Origin of the sequence: Niveibacterium sp. 24ML (assembly GCF_026586805.1) — a bacterium.
Classification (GTDB): Bacteria; Pseudomonadota; Gammaproteobacteria; order Burkholderiales; family Rhodocyclaceae; genus Niveibacterium.
This window is the reverse complement of the sequence record NZ_JAPFHA010000018.1, coordinates 61,287-75,710: the sequence shown is the minus strand read 5'-3', so window position 1 is coordinate 75,710 and position 14,424 is coordinate 61,287. Positions and strand designations below refer to the sequence as shown.

The window sequence follows — 14,424 nt, the reverse complement described above, 5'->3', positions numbered from 1 at the left end:
CCGCAGCGCCCTGCTCACCACTCACCACTCCCTACTCCCGATACGACCATGACAAAAATCTCCCGCCGCGCCTACGCGGAAATGTTCGGCCCCACCGTCGGCGACCGCGTGCGCCTCGCCGACACGGAACTGTGGATCGAAGTCGAGAAGGACTTCACCCTCTACGGCGAGGAAGTGAAGTTCGGCGGCGGCAAGGTGATCCGCGACGGCATGGGCCAGGGCCAGAAGCTCTCGCACGAAGTGGCCGACACGGTGATCACCAATGCGCTGATCCTCGACCACTGGGGCATCGTCAAGGCCGACATCGGGCTGAAGGACGGCCGCATCGCCGCGATCGGAAAGGCCGGCAACCCGGACATCCAGCCCGGCGTGACGATCCCCATCGGCGCCGGCACCGAGATCATTGCCGGCGAGGGCATGATCATCACCGCTGGCGGTATCGACACGCACATCCACTTCATCTGCCCGCAGCAGATCGACGAAGCGCTGATGAGCGGCGTGACGACCATGCTGGGCGGCGGCACCGGGCCGGCCACCGGCACCTTCGCCACCACCTGCACGCCAGGGCCCTGGCACATCGCGCGCATGCTCGAAGCGGCCGAGGCCTTCCCGATGAACCTCGGCTTCCTCGGCAAGGGCAACACCTCGCTGCCCGGCCCGCTCGCCGAGCAGATCGAAGCCGGCGCGATCGGGCTCAAGCTGCACGAAGACTGGGGCACCACGCCGGCCGCGATCGACAACTGCCTCGCGGTGGCCGAGCAGTACGACGTGCAGGTCGCGATCCACTCCGACACGCTCAACGAATCGGGCTTCGTCGAAGACACCGCCGCCGCCTTCAAGGGCCGCACCATCCACACCTTCCACACTGAAGGCGCGGGCGGCGGCCATGCGCCGGACATCGTCAAGCTCGCCGGCCTGCCCAATGTGCTGCCGAGTTCGACCAACCCGACGCGGCCCTACACCGTGAACACCATCGACGAGCATCTGGACATGCTGATGGTGTGCCACCACCTCGACGCCTCGATCGCCGAGGATGTGGCCTTCGCCGAGAGCCGCATCCGCCGCGAGACCATCGCCGCCGAAGACATCCTGCACGACATCGGCGCGATCTCGATGTACTCGTCCGACTCGCAGGCCATGGGCCGGGTTGGCGAAGTGGTGATCCGCTGCTGGCAGACCGCGCACAAGATGAAAGTGCAGCGCGGCGCGCTGCCGGGCGACGGTGAGCGCAATGACAATTTCCGCGCCAAACGCTACATCGCGAAGTACACGATCAATCCCGCCATCGCGCACGGCATCGCGCATGAGGTCGGTTCGATCGAAGTCGGCAAGCTCGCCGATCTGGTGGTGTGGAAGCCTGCCTTCTTCGGCGTGAAGCCCAGCCTCATCATCAAGGGTGGCATGATCGCCGCCGCTGCGATGGGCGACGCCAACGCCTCGATCCCGACCCCGCAGCCGGTGCACTACCGCCCGATGTTCGGCAGCTTCGGCCGTGCCCTGAAGACCTCGGTGATCTTCGTCTCGCAGGCTTCGCTCGACAACGGCAGCGTCGCGAAGCTCGGGCTGTCGAAACCGTTGGTGGCGGTGAAGAACATCCGCGGCGTCACCAAGTCGCACATGATCCATAACGACTGGTGCGGCCGCATCGACGTGGACGCAGAGACCTATCAGGTGCGTGCCGATGGCGAGCTGCTGACCTGCGAACCGGCCAGCTCGCTGCCGATGGCGCAGCGCTACTTCCTGTTCTGATCATGGTCACCGTCGCCGACCTTCGCATCGTACCCGCCGACCCCGGCGAGCCGGCGATCCGTGACCTCATCGCTGAACTGGATGCGCTGATGCATTGGCTCTACCCGGCTGAGAGCAATCACCTGCTCGATGTCGATGCACTGCGTAAGCCGAACGTGCGCTTCTTCGCCGCGCAGTTGGCGGGGGATGTGGTCGGTTGCGGCGCGTATCTCGCCTGTTCGGATTATGCCGAGATCAAGCGCATGTTCGTCGCGCCGCGCTGCCGTGGTCTGGGCATCGCACGCCGTATGCTTGCCACGCTGGAAGCCGACGCAGTAGCGGCCGGTCTGCCGTTCGCGCGGCTAGAAACCGGCATCCACCAACCCGAAGCACTGGGCCTCTACGAGCGCGCCGGCTACTGCTACCGGCCACCCTTCGGCGACTACGCTGAAGATCCGCTCTCGGTGTTCATGGAAAAACCCCTCGCGGTGGCGGAGCCCTGAGCATGGAACTGCACGCCTGGGCGATCTTCGCCTCCGCCTATCTCGCCACCACGATTTCGCCCGGCCCGAACGTGCTGCTGGTGATCCGCAACAGCCTGCTGTTCGGTGCGCATGCACGGCTGCCGACGATTCTCGGCAACCTCACGTCGCAACTGGTAATCGTGGTGCTGATCGCCCTGGGCGTCGGCTCCTTGATCGCGGCCTTCCCGCCCTTCTTCACGGTGATGAAGTTTCTCGGCGCAGGCTACCTGATCTGGCTTGGTCTCAAACAGTTTGCGTCGGCCAGGGCGAGCGCAGGCGCCCCGGAAGGCGCCGCGAAAGCGCCAGCACTTCGCAGCAAGCGCGCCTTGTTCGCCGAGGCCTTTGTGGTCTCCAGCGGCAACCCCAAGACGCTGGTTTTCCTTTCGGCCTTTTTGCCGCAGTTCGTCGACCACCAGGCACCGCTGGCGGCCCAGTTCGCAACGATGTACCTCACGATCGCCACCACCGTGCTGATCGTTCACTGGATCTACGCGCAATCGGCGAGCCGACTTGGCGAACGCGTGCAGATATTGGGCATCGGCCGCATCGTCAAACGACTTGGCGGCACGCTCTTCGTCGGCATCGGCATCAAACTGGCGATGAGCGAGCGGCCATGAAGCATCTGCCAGCCATCCCGCCAACGCACCCACTTACCCGCGACGAACGACCATGCTGCTGATCGAAACCCTCTACACCGGCGATACCGCGCCGACTGAAAAACTGGTACTCAATTTCGACGCCCGCACCAAGAGCCGGCTGCGCACCGCGCTGGCCAACGGCGAGGAAGTCGGCCTCTTCCTGCCGCGGGGCACCATCCTGCGTGGCGGCGATCTGCTGCTGGCCAAGGACGGCCGCGTCGTCGAAGTGGTGTCGGCACCCGAGTCGCTGCTCGAAGCACAGTGCGCGAGCGCGTTCGAACTCGCCCGTGCCGCCTACCACCTTGGCAACCGGCACGTGGCGGTACAGGTGGGGGCCGGCTGGCTGCGCATCCAGGCCGATCATGTGCTCGAAACCATGCTGGTCGGACTTGGCGCCACCGTGCGCAAGGTCACCGCCGCCTTCGAACCGGAAGCCGGTGCCTACGCCCACGGCCACCACCACAGCGAGCGCGGCGCCACCGAAGCGAAGATCCACATGATGGCGGGCGGTGCGTGAGTTCGCTTGCCGCCCTCACCCGCCTGCTGCATCTGGCCAGCCCGGCTCTGCCGGTGGGCGCGTTCAGCTATTCGCAGGGGCTCGAATGGGCCGTGGAGTGCGGCTGGGTCACCGACGAAGCCGGCACCCGCGTATGGATCGGCGACCTGATGCGCTACGGCATCGCGCGCTGCGAAGCCCCGGCGCTGGTCGCGATGATGCGCGCCTGGCGCACCGGCGAAGTGAACGAGGTGCTGCGGCTCGATGCCGAATTCCTCGCTACGCGCGAATCCATGGAGCTGCGTGCCGAAACCGTGCAGATGGGCTACTCCTGCGCCCGCCTGCTGCGCGAACTCGACACCCTGCCCGCCTTCACCCGCCAGGCGCTGACCGGCATCGGCGAGCTTTCCTACCCTGCCGCCTGGTCAGCCGCCGCGGCCGCCTGGACCCTGCCGCCCGAAGACGCTGTCGTCGCCTACCTGTGGGCGTGGCTGGAAAACCAAGTGATGGCAGCGGTGAAGATCGTGCCGCTCGGCCAAAGCGCCGGCCAGCGCCTGCTCGTCGCCCTCGGCGAACCGATTCCCTCGCTGGCACGCGCTGCGATGACGATCGCGCCGGACGAATGGGAGAACTTCACGCCAGGGCTGGCGTGGGCGAGTGCGATGCACGAGACGCAGTACACGAGGTTGTTCAGGTCATGAACGGCGGCATGTACTTCTTCCTCACGGCTTCGATTCGGTTACCACTGTTTAACGGTGTGTCCGATGAAGCCGGGTCCCGCCCCGGCGGGCGGGGTACTTTCTTTGTACGAACAAAGAAAGTACCCAAAGAAAATCGCCCCGCTTCAACGCCCCTTGCTGCGCAAGGGGTTCCCTGCGCTGCTCGAAGTATCGGGTGGCTGCGGAACTCGGCCCTGCGGGCCTCAAACAGTCCTCGCCACCGCCGCTACGCGTCGGAACCCGAAGCTTCTGCGCTGCTCGGCGTTTCAGAGGGGAAGGGAAAAACGTCGACGTTTGACCGCTCGTACCGCTCGTGCCCAGCCCCGGACTACGCTGCGCTGCATCCGGGCTACGAAGGCGTGGTGCACGGTGAAACTGCGACGGTTTTGACTTCGGGTCCCGTCGAGAGCGCCGAGCAGCGCAGCGAACTCGGGGCATCGGCGCGCAGCGCCGACGGCGCGGACTGTTTGAGGCCCGCAGGGCCGAGTTCCGCAGCCGCCCGACTTCGCGAGCAGCGCAGGGAAGTCAGACACGCAGCGTCTGACCGCGAACGGCGTAAGCGGGGTTTCGCGGAGCACTGCTCCGCGCCGCTGGAGCGGGCAGTGTGTGCAAACACTGCACTACTTCGGGTGCCCTTCTCTTTGGTTCCTTTCTCTTGGGCAAGCAAGAGAAAGGAACCCGGCCGCCGGGACGGACTCCCGGCCAACGTGCCGCTGTACTGGGCAAGCGCCAGCCTGCGGCACAGCCAACAAACAAATCCAAATCCATGACCACCCAACAAGCCCTCCGCGTCGGCATCGGCGGCCCCGTCGGCTCCGGCAAGACCGCCCTGACCCTTGCGCTGTGCCAGGCACTGCGCGAAAAGTACAACATCGCCGTCGTCACCAACGACATCTACACCGCTGAGGATGCGCAGTTCCTCGTCCGCAACGAGGCGCTGGCGCCGGAGCGGATCATCGGCGTGGAGACCGGCGGCTGCCCGCACACCGCGATCCGCGAAGACGCCTCGATCAATCTAGAAGCGATCGACCGCCTGAACCAGCGCTTCGCGGGACTGGAGATCATTTTCGTCGAGTCGGGGGGCGACAACCTCGCCGCGACGTTCTCGCCAGAACTCTCCGACCTGACGCTGTACGTGATCGACGTCTCGGCCGGCGACAAGATCCCGCGCAAGGGCGGGCCCGGCATCACGAAGAGCGATCTGCTGGTGATCAACAAGATCGACCTGGCCCCGCTGGTCGGTGCATCGCTCGAAGTGATGGACCGCGATGCGAAAAAAATGCGCGGAGAAAAGCCGTTTGTTTTCAGCAATCTCAAATCCGGGCAAGGACTTTCAGACATCATCGCCTTCATCGAAACCCAGGGCATGCTTGCCCCCGCCTGACCTTCCAAGGAGAACACCCATGCGACCCATCCGCCCCCTGCTCGCTGCCGGCCTCGTCATGGCTTCGGGTACCGCGCTCGCCCACCCCGGCCATGAAGTGCTGAGCCTCGCAAGCGGGCTCGCCCACCCCTTCGGCGGCGCCGATCACCTGCTGGCCATGCTGGCGGTCGGTCTGTATGCGGCCCGCCAAGGTGGCGCGGCGCGCTGGGCGCTGCCCGCAGCCTTCGTCGGGGCGATGCTTGCTGCGGCGGCACTGGCCAATGCCGGCATGCACCTGCCCCTGGTCGAGTTCGGCATTGCCACCTCGGTGCTGGTACTGGGCCTGATGATCGCGGCCTTGGTGCGCTTGCCGCTTGCGCTGTCGCTGCCGCTGGTCAGCGTATTTGCCCTGTGCCACGGCGCGGCCCATGTGGCTGAGAAGGGCAGCGCGGGTTTGCTGGCTTATGCCGTCGGCTTCGCGCTTGCCAGCGCAGCCCTGCACGGCCTTGGCTGGCTGTTGGGCCGCCAGTTGCCGCAAAGCGATCTGGGCAAGCAAGTCCAGCGCGTGGCCGGTGGCGCCATTGCCATCGCGGGCGGCGTTTTGCTCGGCGCCTGAGCGCAGCCGATCTGTCTGGCCCGTCAGCGCGGCGATTGACACCCGCCGCGCTGCGGCCCGATGCTGGAAGCGATTTCACGCGGAGGGCCTCACATGCTGTCCTGGATCGCACGCCTGCTCGGCAACGCTCGGCGCACCACCCCACCCGCAGATACCGAAGCGCCAAAGAACGCCCATGCGATTGCCAAGCCGCACCCGGTAGCGGCCACGCCCGAAGCCGATCCCGCCGCCGCCGAAGGTGCCTTGCTGCAGCAAGTACTGCTCGACCGCCAGCGGCGCAGCACCGGTTACCTGTTTTCGCTGCAGGAAGGCCACGGCGCCCAGATTGCCGCACAGTCCACGCGCGTCCGCGCGCTGCTCGATGACATCCTGATTGCGCGTCTGCTCGCGCTTGCCGAGCACTGGCCGGGGCAGCGGCGTGCCTGGCTGGCCATTGATGAAGGCGCGCTGCTTCACGGTTCACTGCCCCGGCTCGCGTCACTGCATGCGGTATTGCGGCTTCACGCGTGCGACGCCGAACAGGCGGCGGCGCCGGATACGATTTCCCGCCTGCGGGCGCTGCAACGCGCCGGCCTGCAGATTGCCCTGGATGCATCGCCCGGATCGCCCTGGTTCGAATCGCTTGCCTGGCTTGCCGACCGCTTCGTGCTGGATTTCGCCAACCCGCCCGAAACCCTGCAGCGCTGGCATGCGCAGCTTTCAAGCCAGTACCCGCTGGTGCCGCGCACGGCCATTGCAGTCGATACCCTCGATGCGCTCGACGCCGCGTGGAAGCTCGGTTGCAGCGAAGCGAGCGGCGCCTTTTCGCAACTGCGCGGCGACTGGCAGGGCAACCGGCTCGCGCCCGGCCTGCTGCATGCCGCGGCTTTGCTGGCGCGGGTTGGCGCCGATACCGAGAACAGCGAGATTGCCGCCGCGCTCAAGCAGGACATGGCGCTCTCGTACCGGCTGCTGCGCTATGTGAACACCGCATCGGGCGGCTTGCAGCATTCAATCGGCTCGATCGAGCAGGCCTTGCTGCTGCTCGGCCGCGAACAGCTCTACCGCTGGCTCGCGCTGCTGGTCTGCGCCAGTGCCAAGCGGCCTGACGGCGATGCAATGATGGAGACGGCGCTGGTGCGCGCGCGCATGCTCGAACAACTGGGCGACAAGATCGCGCCGGCGGCGCGCGACGATCTCTTCGTCACCGGCTTGTTTTCACAACTCGACATGCTGCTGCAGGTACCGATGCGCACCGCGCTCGAACCGCTCGCGCTCACGCCCGCCGTGCGCGAAGCCTTGCTCGAACGCAGCGGCCCCTGCGCCGACTGGCTGGCGGTGGCCGAAGCCGGTGAGGCCGGCGACCCGGTCGCGCTGCTGGTGGCCTGCCGCAAACTGGGCATTCCGGCGATGCGCGCCGCGGGGGCGCGCCTGGCGGCGCTGGCGTGGGTGCATGCGCTATCGGCAGAACCCGCCGTCGCGGAGACTTAGTCTTCGAGGCGGCGATCGGAAAGCTGGTAGAGGATGTCCGGCAAGCCCTCTTCGTTGTCTGCCGCGCCGCCTTCGCGCTTGAGCAAGACCTCGAAACCACGCCGCTCGTAGAACTGGCAGGCGCGTGGGTTGTCGCGGAAGCACCAGAGCCGCACCGGGAAGGGCAGCTCGCACACCGCGTAGCCGAGCAAGGCACTGCCGATGCCCGAATCAACCGCCTCCGGGCGCACGTAGAGTTGATCCACCCAGCCGCAGCCGCCCCGTTCCGCCAGCGCGCAAAAACCCAGCACGCGCGCGCCACGTTCAGCTACCAGTACGTGGCCGCAGGGGATCAGGTGCAAGGCCACCCACTTGCGGATCGACTCGTTATCGTGCGCCAGCGGGATCGCGGGCATCAGGGTTTTGCGCGAACTGAGCAGGACGTCGGCCACGGCGGCCGCATCGCGGCCTGTCGCGGGGCGGATGTTCAGCATCCGGCTTTACACCGCGGCGACGCTGGGCGCGCCATGACGCAGAACGCCCCCCAACCGCGCCGCAGCCACGGAGCACGCGATGGCGCTGAGCGCCAGCACCAGCCGCGTATCGAGCATGATCAGCGCTGCACCAACCAGGGCCACCGCCACGTTTGCCAGGCAGAAGGTGGTCGATAGCAGACCCATCACCGCGCCCTGCCCGTGGCGATCAAACGCCTGCGACCAGTACACCGGCATCGAGGTGCCGTAGATTGCGAGTGGCGCGCCGAGCAGCACGATCACAACCAGGCCCGGCATTTCCAGCCCGCTCGCGAGCACCGCGAACCCGGCAGCGGCGCACCAGGCCATCGCGCGCGCCGCCCCGAGCGGCCGATAGCGGGCGCCGATGCGCGGCCACACGACCGCGCTCATCAGCGTCATCACCGCACAGAGCGCGGCGGTAACCCAGGAAATACCAGTTGGCCCAAGCCGCGCGAACTCGACCAGCCAGAGCGGATAGAACTCGTAGAAACCGTTGAGGCCAAAGGTGAAGGCGAGCTGCAACCAGAAGATCCGCAGCACCGCCGGGTCTTCCAGCAAGCGGAAGGCGTGCTGCTCGCGCGCAAAGGTGAGCCAGCCACGGCCGCTCAAATCCACCTTGGCGCCGGTGTTCGGCACCAGCCAGGCAAGCAGCACGAGCGCCGGCAACATCATCGCCGCCGCCACCACAAAGGGCACCCACGCCCCGAGCGGCATCAGGAATCCGCCCAGCAGCGGCCCGACCAGCCAGCCGATGTAGAGCGAAGCATTCACCATCGAGAACGATCGCGTCTTGTCGATCTGAGGATGCAGATCCGCGGCAATCGCGCGGGCGATCGCAGCATTGCCTTCGCACAGGCCGGTCGCAAAGCGCGCGAGCGCGAACAGCGGGAAGTTCTCGCTTACCAACGCAAAGGCGCTCAGCGCGTAGCCAAGAATCGCAAGTGTCAGCGTCGCCAGCATGATGCGGCGGCGCCCGTAACGGTCGGACATCGGTCCCAGCACCAGACTGCCGAGCAGGATGCCGAAGGGGTTCAGCGCGATCGCGATCCCCAGCAGCAGCTTCGGGTTGAGCCCGGCCCAGTGGGTGAAACCGTTGACCGGGCCATCGATGAACAGCGGCGAGAGGATCGGGTACGGCAACGCGACGCCCACGGTGGACATCAGGGCGACGCAGCAGACGGAAAAGAGGACCAGGCGCGGGTGACGCATGAAGTGGAGGCGCCGCGAATCGTTGTGCGATCGCGGCGCTGGCTCGTTTAATTGTTGAGTATTTTACTCAACAATGGCCGGATTGGCGAGCCGGACGGCGCCGCGCGGGTAGCGCGGCCACCGCCGTGAGCCCTGCATGCGGCGGATCACGCCGAAGCAGGGGCGGGTTGGTCGAAGCTTGAAATCCTTTGCGTTGCCCGAGCGACTGCGCTGACCAAGGCGAGAATCGCAGCGGTCGTGACGTTGCCGTGCAGGCCGGCGCCAAACGCGCTGCCCGGTACGCCGTCCATCGCGATCTCGACGAAGGCAATCGCGCGCGCATCGGAGCCCGCCGTCAGCGAGCGCTCCTCGAAGGACACGACGCGCACCGGCAATCCCAGCGCATGCACCGCGGCGTCGAGCGGGCCGTTGCCAGTGCCCTCGCGGCGCGTTTCCACGCCGCCGTCACGGGTGACGAGGCGGATGCCCTGCTGCTCACCGGCCTCGAACAGATGATGTTCGACATAGGCCGGCGACTCGGCCGCGAGGTAGGTCTCGCGGAAAATGCGCCAGAGTTCGGACGCAGTCACTTCGCGGCCCACATCATCGAGATGGCGCTGCACTTCGGCAGCGAACTCCACCTGCATGCGGCGCGGCATCGCAACGCCGTAATGCTCTTCGAGCAGGTAGGCGATGCCGCCCTTGCCCGACTGGCTGTTCACGCGGATCACCGATTCGTAGCTGCGGCCGAGATCCTTGGGGTCGACCGGGAGGTAGGGCACTTCCCAGATCGCATTTGGGTCCTGCACCGCGAGGCCCTTCTTGATCGCATCCTGGTGCGAGCCGGAGAAGGCGGTAAACACGAGGTCGCCCACATACGGGTGGCGCGGATGGATCGGCAACTGCGTTACCTCTTCCGCCACGCGGGCGACCGCGTTGATGTCGGAGAAGTCGAGTTTCGGGTCGACGCCCTGGGTGTAGAGGTTGAGCGCGAGCGTCACGAGGTCCACATTGCCGGTGCGCTCGCCGTTGCCGAAGAGGCAGCCTTCGATGCGATCGGCACCCGCCATCACCGCGAGTTCCGCCGCCGCCACCGCGCAGCCGCGATCGTTGTGCGGATGCACGCTGAGGATGATGCCGTCGCGGCGCGCGAGATTGCGGTGCATCCACTCGATCTGGTCGGCGTACACATTCGGCGTCGCGCCTTCGACCGTCGCCGGCAAGTTGATGATCACGCGCTTTGCGGGCGTCGGCGCCCACACCGTGGTCACCGCGTCGACGATCTCCTTGGCGAATTCGAGTTCGGTGCCGGAAAACACTTCCGGGCTGTACTGGAAGGTCCAGTCCGTCTCCGGCCGTTCGGCGGCGAGTTGCTGGACGAGCTGCGCGCTCTCCACCGCGATCGCCTTGGTGCCCTCACGATCGGTGTTGAACACGATGCGGCGGAAGTTCGGCGCAGTGGCGTTGTAGAAGTGAACAATCGCGCGGCGCGCGCCGGCAAGCGATTCAAAGGTGCGGCGGATGAGGTGTTCGCGCGCCTGGGTCAGCACGCCGATCGTCACGTCATCCGGAATGTGGCCGCCTTCGATGAGGGTGCGGACGAAGTCGAAATCGGTCTGCGAGGCGGAAGGAAACGCGACTTCGATTTCCTTGAAGCCGACCGCGACGAGGGTCTTGAAAAGCTTGAGTTTGGCGGCGCCGGACATCGGCTCGAAGAGGGCCTGATTGCCGTCGCGCAAGTCGGTCGAGAGCCAGATCGGCGCCTCGGTGATCACCTGATCCGGCCAGCGGCGGTCGGCAAGGCGAACGGGTTCGAATGCTCGGTACTTGGTGGCGGGCTGCTTCAACATCGTTTTCTCCTGGATGCGCTTTCGATACGGTGGTTTCGAGTCGCGGCGCGGGCCCCGATCAGACGGACACCCGGACTGCCAGGCTGCCGCAATTGCACGGCCCGGCAGTCGGTCAGCAGTCGTAGCGCAAACATCAGAAGCATCAACATCGGGGAGTCCTCGGGATCAGGGAAGCCGCCGGCGGACGCGCGAAGACGCACGAATCCCGCAAGGCGGAGGGGTACTGCTCAACAGGAGGGGTTGGGATTTAGATGCGCGCGGGGCGCAGCAGTCGGCCCAGACCCAGGAAGTGGGTCAGGGAGATCAGGCTCAGCAGGAGAGCGAGGGCCGAAAGCGAAAGCATGGCCCGACAATAGCGGCGCGCTTGCCTTGCCGTCAAGCATCGCGCCGATAGCCACTGCCAATTGGCCCTGCGTCAACGTCGCCGCCTGCCGGGCGTTCAAGGCAGTGGGAGCATCGCGGCCCCGCCCGCGCGGATGTGGACTCGGCAAGGGCCGAGTTGTTGCGCTAGACTGGCCCGGCTGCTCTAACCACCCTAGAGAGGATCAAGAGACATGAAACGCATTCTGACCATCGTCGCCATTGCCGGCGTGCTGTCGTCCGGCGCTGCGCTGGCCAACGCAGACTTGGCCAAGGCAAAGAATTGCATGGCCTGTCACGCTGTCGACAAGAAGGTCGTCGGCCCAGCCTACAAGGACGTCGCCGCCAAGTACAAGGGCGACAAGGCCGCCGAGGCCAAGCTGATCGAAAAGGTCAAGAAGGGTGGTGCTGGCGTTTGGGGCAATGTGCCGATGCCGCCGAACCCGCAGGTCAATGACGCGGAAGCCAAGCAACTGGTGCAGTGGGTCCTGAGCCAGAAGTAAGCCGGGCCCGCCAGACAAAAAACCGGCCAGATGGCCGGTTTTTTGTTTCTGCACACCGGATACGCGGCATTCAGGCTGCGACCATTTCCGTCTTGATCTTCGACTTCGACTTGAGCTCGTTGCAGCGATTGCACCACCAGTTGCTGGCGCCGCAAGCCGCCACCTTCTCAAGCTCGCTGCCGCAGTCGCCGCACTCACCGCGTACCTTGTAGAGCGCATTGCAGGCCTCGCAATGCCAGAGCTTGCCCCGCGATTCCAGCGGCGTTCCATGTTTGGGACACAGTCGTTCCATCTTGCTCACCCGAATTGCAAACTGTCAGCAAAAGCCACGGCGGCGACCAGCGCCTTGCTCACATCCCCGGCGCGCAGCTTGAGCTTGGCGATCTGTTCGGCCAGTTGGGCGGGATCAAGGCGTTCGCAAGCAAGCGCCAGATCCAGGAAGGGCTTGTACATGCCTTCACCGCGCAGCAGTGCATCGGTGATGGGCTCTGGCAGTGTCATCTCGGCCAGCACGGCCTCGGGTGTGGAGCCCAGCAGCACATGGATCAGCGAAAACGCGCCGGTGATAAAAAGGTTATCGACCTCGCGCTTCTCGACGAAGGCCGCGCCGATCAGCTCCATGAAGCGGCCGCGCGCGATCGCCGCCTGCATCAGGGCGGGCGCCAGCGGATCCTTGCTGGCGGATACCAGCAGCAGCGAAAGCCACTTGTTGAGTTTGTCCATACCCAGGATCGTGACCGCGTGGCGGAAGGACTGCACCTCGACCATCAGGCCGAAAGCCGGCGAATTGATGTAGCGAAGCAGCTTGTATGAAAGCGCCACGTCGAGCTTGAGCGCCGCCTCGATGTCCTTCACCTCGGCTTCGTTCCGCACCAGGTTGAGCAGGCGCACGATCTGCGCGTGCGAGGGCGCAAGCTCTTTGGCGGCCGTCACCCCGCGCAGGAAGAACCAGCCGGAAGCCCCGTCGTAGCCATTCTTCACCGCCTGCGCAAAGGCCTGCAGATCGGGCAAGCCAGTGGCAATGGCAATGCCGGGGAAACCCTCGGGCGTTGGCGTCTTGTTGGCGTCAGCCAGCACGAAACGGAAATCCGCCCCTTCGGGGACTGCCATGCCCGGCTGGAACCATGACAGGCAAACATTGATCCCAGCCTCCTGCAATTGCGGAATCAGGGCACGGGTCTGCTCGTAAGCAAGCGCCGGCGCCGGGATCTCGATCATGGTGTTGGGCGGCATCTGCCACGCCATCAGCTCGGCCGTGGGCACAAGGCGCCCCAGGCTGACGAAGACCGTGTGGCTGGCCGGCCAGGTCTCAGCCAGCGCGTTCAGGGTGGCCACGGCAAGCGGCACGCTGGGCGCGTGTACCACGAGCCGGTTTGCAGTGATCGAGCGCTGCTTGTTAACGACCGGTTCGCGGGTGATCAGAACAGCTTGGCTCATATTCGCGCAGTTTCAGGTAGAAGTGCTGTCGGATGAAAAACTGAATGCGTCGGCAAAAAACTCGTCGGCCGGCAAACCGCAATGCGCGGTGAAATCAGCCCGCGCAGCGTCGATCATGGGTGGCGCCCCACAAGCGTAGACCTGCACGCTGCTCATGTCCGGAAAATCCTCGCGCGCGGCCAGGTGAACCAGACCGGTGCGGCCCTGCCAGCCGGCCTCAGGTTTATCGGATATGACAGGGACAAACTTGAATCCGGGCAGCACGCCTTCCCATTCGCGGGCCAGATCGAACATGTAGAGCCCGGCACGATCACGCGAGCCCCAGTACAAAGTCACCGGGCGCTGGTTGCCCGTCGCGATCATGTGCTCGATCAGCCCCTTCATCGGCGCAAATCCAGTGCCGCCGGCCACCATCACGATCGGTTTGGCGCTCTCGCGCAGGTAGAAGCTGCCCAGCGGCCCCTCAAAGCGCAGGATGTCGCGCTCTTTCATGGCGTTGAAAACATGGCCGGTGAAGCTGCCGCCTTCGACAAGGCGAACATGCAACTCCATCTCGCCCTCCCGCTCGGGCGCGTTCGCAATCGAAAAGCTGCGCCGCTTGCCGCCGGCAAGCAGAAAGTCGATGTACTGCCCGGCAAGAAAACGGAAGGTATCGTTGGCCGGCAGCTTGAGCGTCAGCACGATCACATCGTCGGCGGCGCGGTCGATACGCTGCACCCGGCACGGCAGTTTCTTGATCGGGATGTCGGTCAGGCGGCGCACGTCACGCACTTCCAGCACCAGGTCGGAGGTCGGCTTGGCGCAGCAAAACAGCGCAAAGCCGGTTTCCCGTTCGGCCACCGGCAAAGAGGTTTCCGGCGACTTGCCGTGATCCACCGAGCCTTCGAGCACGCGACCTTTGCACGAACCGCAGGCGCCGTCGCGGCAGCCATAAGGCAACATCAGCCCGGCGTCGAGCGCGGACTGCAACACAGAGGTATCGGGATTGGCCGCGAATTCGAGACCGGATGGTTGAATTTTAACGTGATGTGACATGGG

General features: G+C 65.6%; 15 protein-coding genes. 9 read left to right on the top strand and 6 right to left on the bottom strand.

Annotated elements, in window-relative coordinates; all coding sequences use genetic code 11:
• Positions 1 to 48 precede the first annotated feature (48 nt).
• From ureC to OPU71_RS15175, 8 genes are all read left to right on the top strand, one after another.
• Positions 49 to 1,749: an urease subunit alpha gene (gene ureC, locus OPU71_RS15210; protein ID WP_267728861.1), complete on the top strand. Its 1,701-nt coding sequence runs from the start codon at positions 49 to 51 to the stop codon at positions 1,747 to 1,749.
• Between the two features lie 2 nt (positions 1,750 to 1,751).
• Positions 1,752 to 2,231 carry a GNAT family N-acetyltransferase gene (locus tag OPU71_RS15205; protein WP_267728860.1) on the top strand — a complete coding sequence of 160 codons (480 nt, stop codon included), beginning with the start codon at positions 1,752 to 1,754 and terminating at the stop codon, positions 2,229 to 2,231.
• Positions 2,232 to 2,233: 2 nt separating this feature from the next.
• Positions 2,234 to 2,869: a LysE family translocator gene (locus tag OPU71_RS15200; RefSeq protein ID WP_267728859.1), complete on the top strand. Its 636-nt coding sequence runs from the start codon at positions 2,234 to 2,236 to the stop codon at positions 2,867 to 2,869.
• A gap of 52 nt (positions 2,870 to 2,921) precedes the next feature.
• Positions 2,922 to 3,407, top strand: a complete 486-nt coding sequence (gene ureE, locus OPU71_RS15195; protein WP_267728858.1) for an urease accessory protein UreE — start codon at positions 2,922 to 2,924, stop codon at positions 3,405 to 3,407.
• Positions 3,404 to 4,087 (top strand): urease accessory protein UreF, encoded by a 684-nt coding sequence (locus OPU71_RS15190; protein ID WP_267728857.1) that lies wholly within the window; start codon positions 3,404 to 3,406, stop codon positions 4,085 to 4,087. The genes ureE and OPU71_RS15190 overlap by 4 nt, the downstream gene beginning before the upstream one ends.
• Positions 4,088 to 4,871: 784 nt before the next feature.
• Positions 4,872 to 5,489 carry an urease accessory protein UreG gene (gene ureG / locus OPU71_RS15185; protein WP_183635969.1) on the top strand — a complete coding sequence of 206 codons (618 nt, stop codon included), beginning with the start codon at positions 4,872 to 4,874 and terminating at the stop codon, positions 5,487 to 5,489.
• A 19-nt stretch (positions 5,490 to 5,508) separates the two neighbouring features.
• Positions 5,509 to 6,084: a HupE/UreJ family protein gene (locus OPU71_RS15180; RefSeq protein ID WP_267728856.1), complete on the top strand. Its 576-nt coding sequence runs from the start codon at positions 5,509 to 5,511 to the stop codon at positions 6,082 to 6,084.
• Positions 6,085 to 6,177: 93 nt separating this feature from the next.
• On the top strand, positions 6,178 to 7,554 hold the full coding sequence (locus OPU71_RS15175; protein ID WP_267728855.1) for an EAL and HDOD domain-containing protein: 1,377 nt from the start codon (positions 6,178 to 6,180) through the stop codon (positions 7,552 to 7,554).
• On the opposite strand, the gene OPU71_RS15170 is transcribed toward OPU71_RS15175, so the two are convergent.
• The 3 genes from OPU71_RS15170 to leuA all read right to left on the bottom strand — a co-directional run bounded on the left by OPU71_RS15170 (position 7,551) and on the right by leuA (position 11,086).
• Entirely contained in the window at positions 7,551 to 8,027 is a 477-nt protein-coding gene (locus tag OPU71_RS15170; protein WP_267728854.1) for a GNAT family N-acetyltransferase, read from the bottom strand. The genes OPU71_RS15175 and OPU71_RS15170 overlap by 4 nt on opposite strands.
• Positions 8,028 to 8,033: 6 nt before the next feature.
• Positions 8,034 to 9,257 (bottom strand): MFS transporter, encoded by a 1,224-nt coding sequence (locus tag OPU71_RS15165; protein WP_267728853.1) that lies wholly within the window; start codon positions 9,255 to 9,257, stop codon positions 8,034 to 8,036.
• 146 nt (positions 9,258 to 9,403) lie between these two features.
• Positions 9,404 to 11,086, bottom strand: a complete 1,683-nt coding sequence (gene leuA, locus OPU71_RS15160) for a 2-isopropylmalate synthase (protein WP_267728852.1) — start codon at positions 11,084 to 11,086, stop codon at positions 9,404 to 9,406.
• A 554-nt stretch (positions 11,087 to 11,640) separates the two neighbouring features.
• On the opposite strand from leuA, the gene OPU71_RS15155 reads away from it, so the two are divergent.
• The gene (locus OPU71_RS15155; RefSeq protein ID WP_267728851.1) at positions 11,641 to 11,949 is read left to right on the top strand and encodes a c-type cytochrome; all 309 of its coding nucleotides are present in this window, start codon (positions 11,641 to 11,643) and stop codon (positions 11,947 to 11,949) included.
• A 70-nt stretch (positions 11,950 to 12,019) separates the two neighbouring features.
• Here OPU71_RS15155 and OPU71_RS15150 read toward each other — a convergent pair whose 3' ends face one another.
• From OPU71_RS15150 to OPU71_RS15140, 3 genes are read right to left on the bottom strand one after another with little or no spacing between them, the layout of a single operon-like run.
• Positions 12,020 to 12,241 (bottom strand): zinc ribbon domain-containing protein, encoded by a 222-nt coding sequence (locus OPU71_RS15150; protein WP_267728850.1) that lies wholly within the window; start codon positions 12,239 to 12,241, stop codon positions 12,020 to 12,022.
• A 5-nt stretch (positions 12,242 to 12,246) separates the two neighbouring features.
• Positions 12,247 to 13,386 (bottom strand): EAL and HDOD domain-containing protein, encoded by a 1,140-nt coding sequence (locus OPU71_RS15145; protein ID WP_267728849.1) that lies wholly within the window; start codon positions 13,384 to 13,386, stop codon positions 12,247 to 12,249.
• A gap of 12 nt (positions 13,387 to 13,398) precedes the next feature.
• Complete coding sequence (locus tag OPU71_RS15140) at positions 13,399 to 14,421, bottom strand: CDP-6-deoxy-delta-3,4-glucoseen reductase (RefSeq protein WP_267728848.1); 1,023 nt, start codon at positions 14,419 to 14,421, stop codon at positions 13,399 to 13,401.
• Positions 14,422 to 14,424 lie beyond the last annotated feature (3 nt).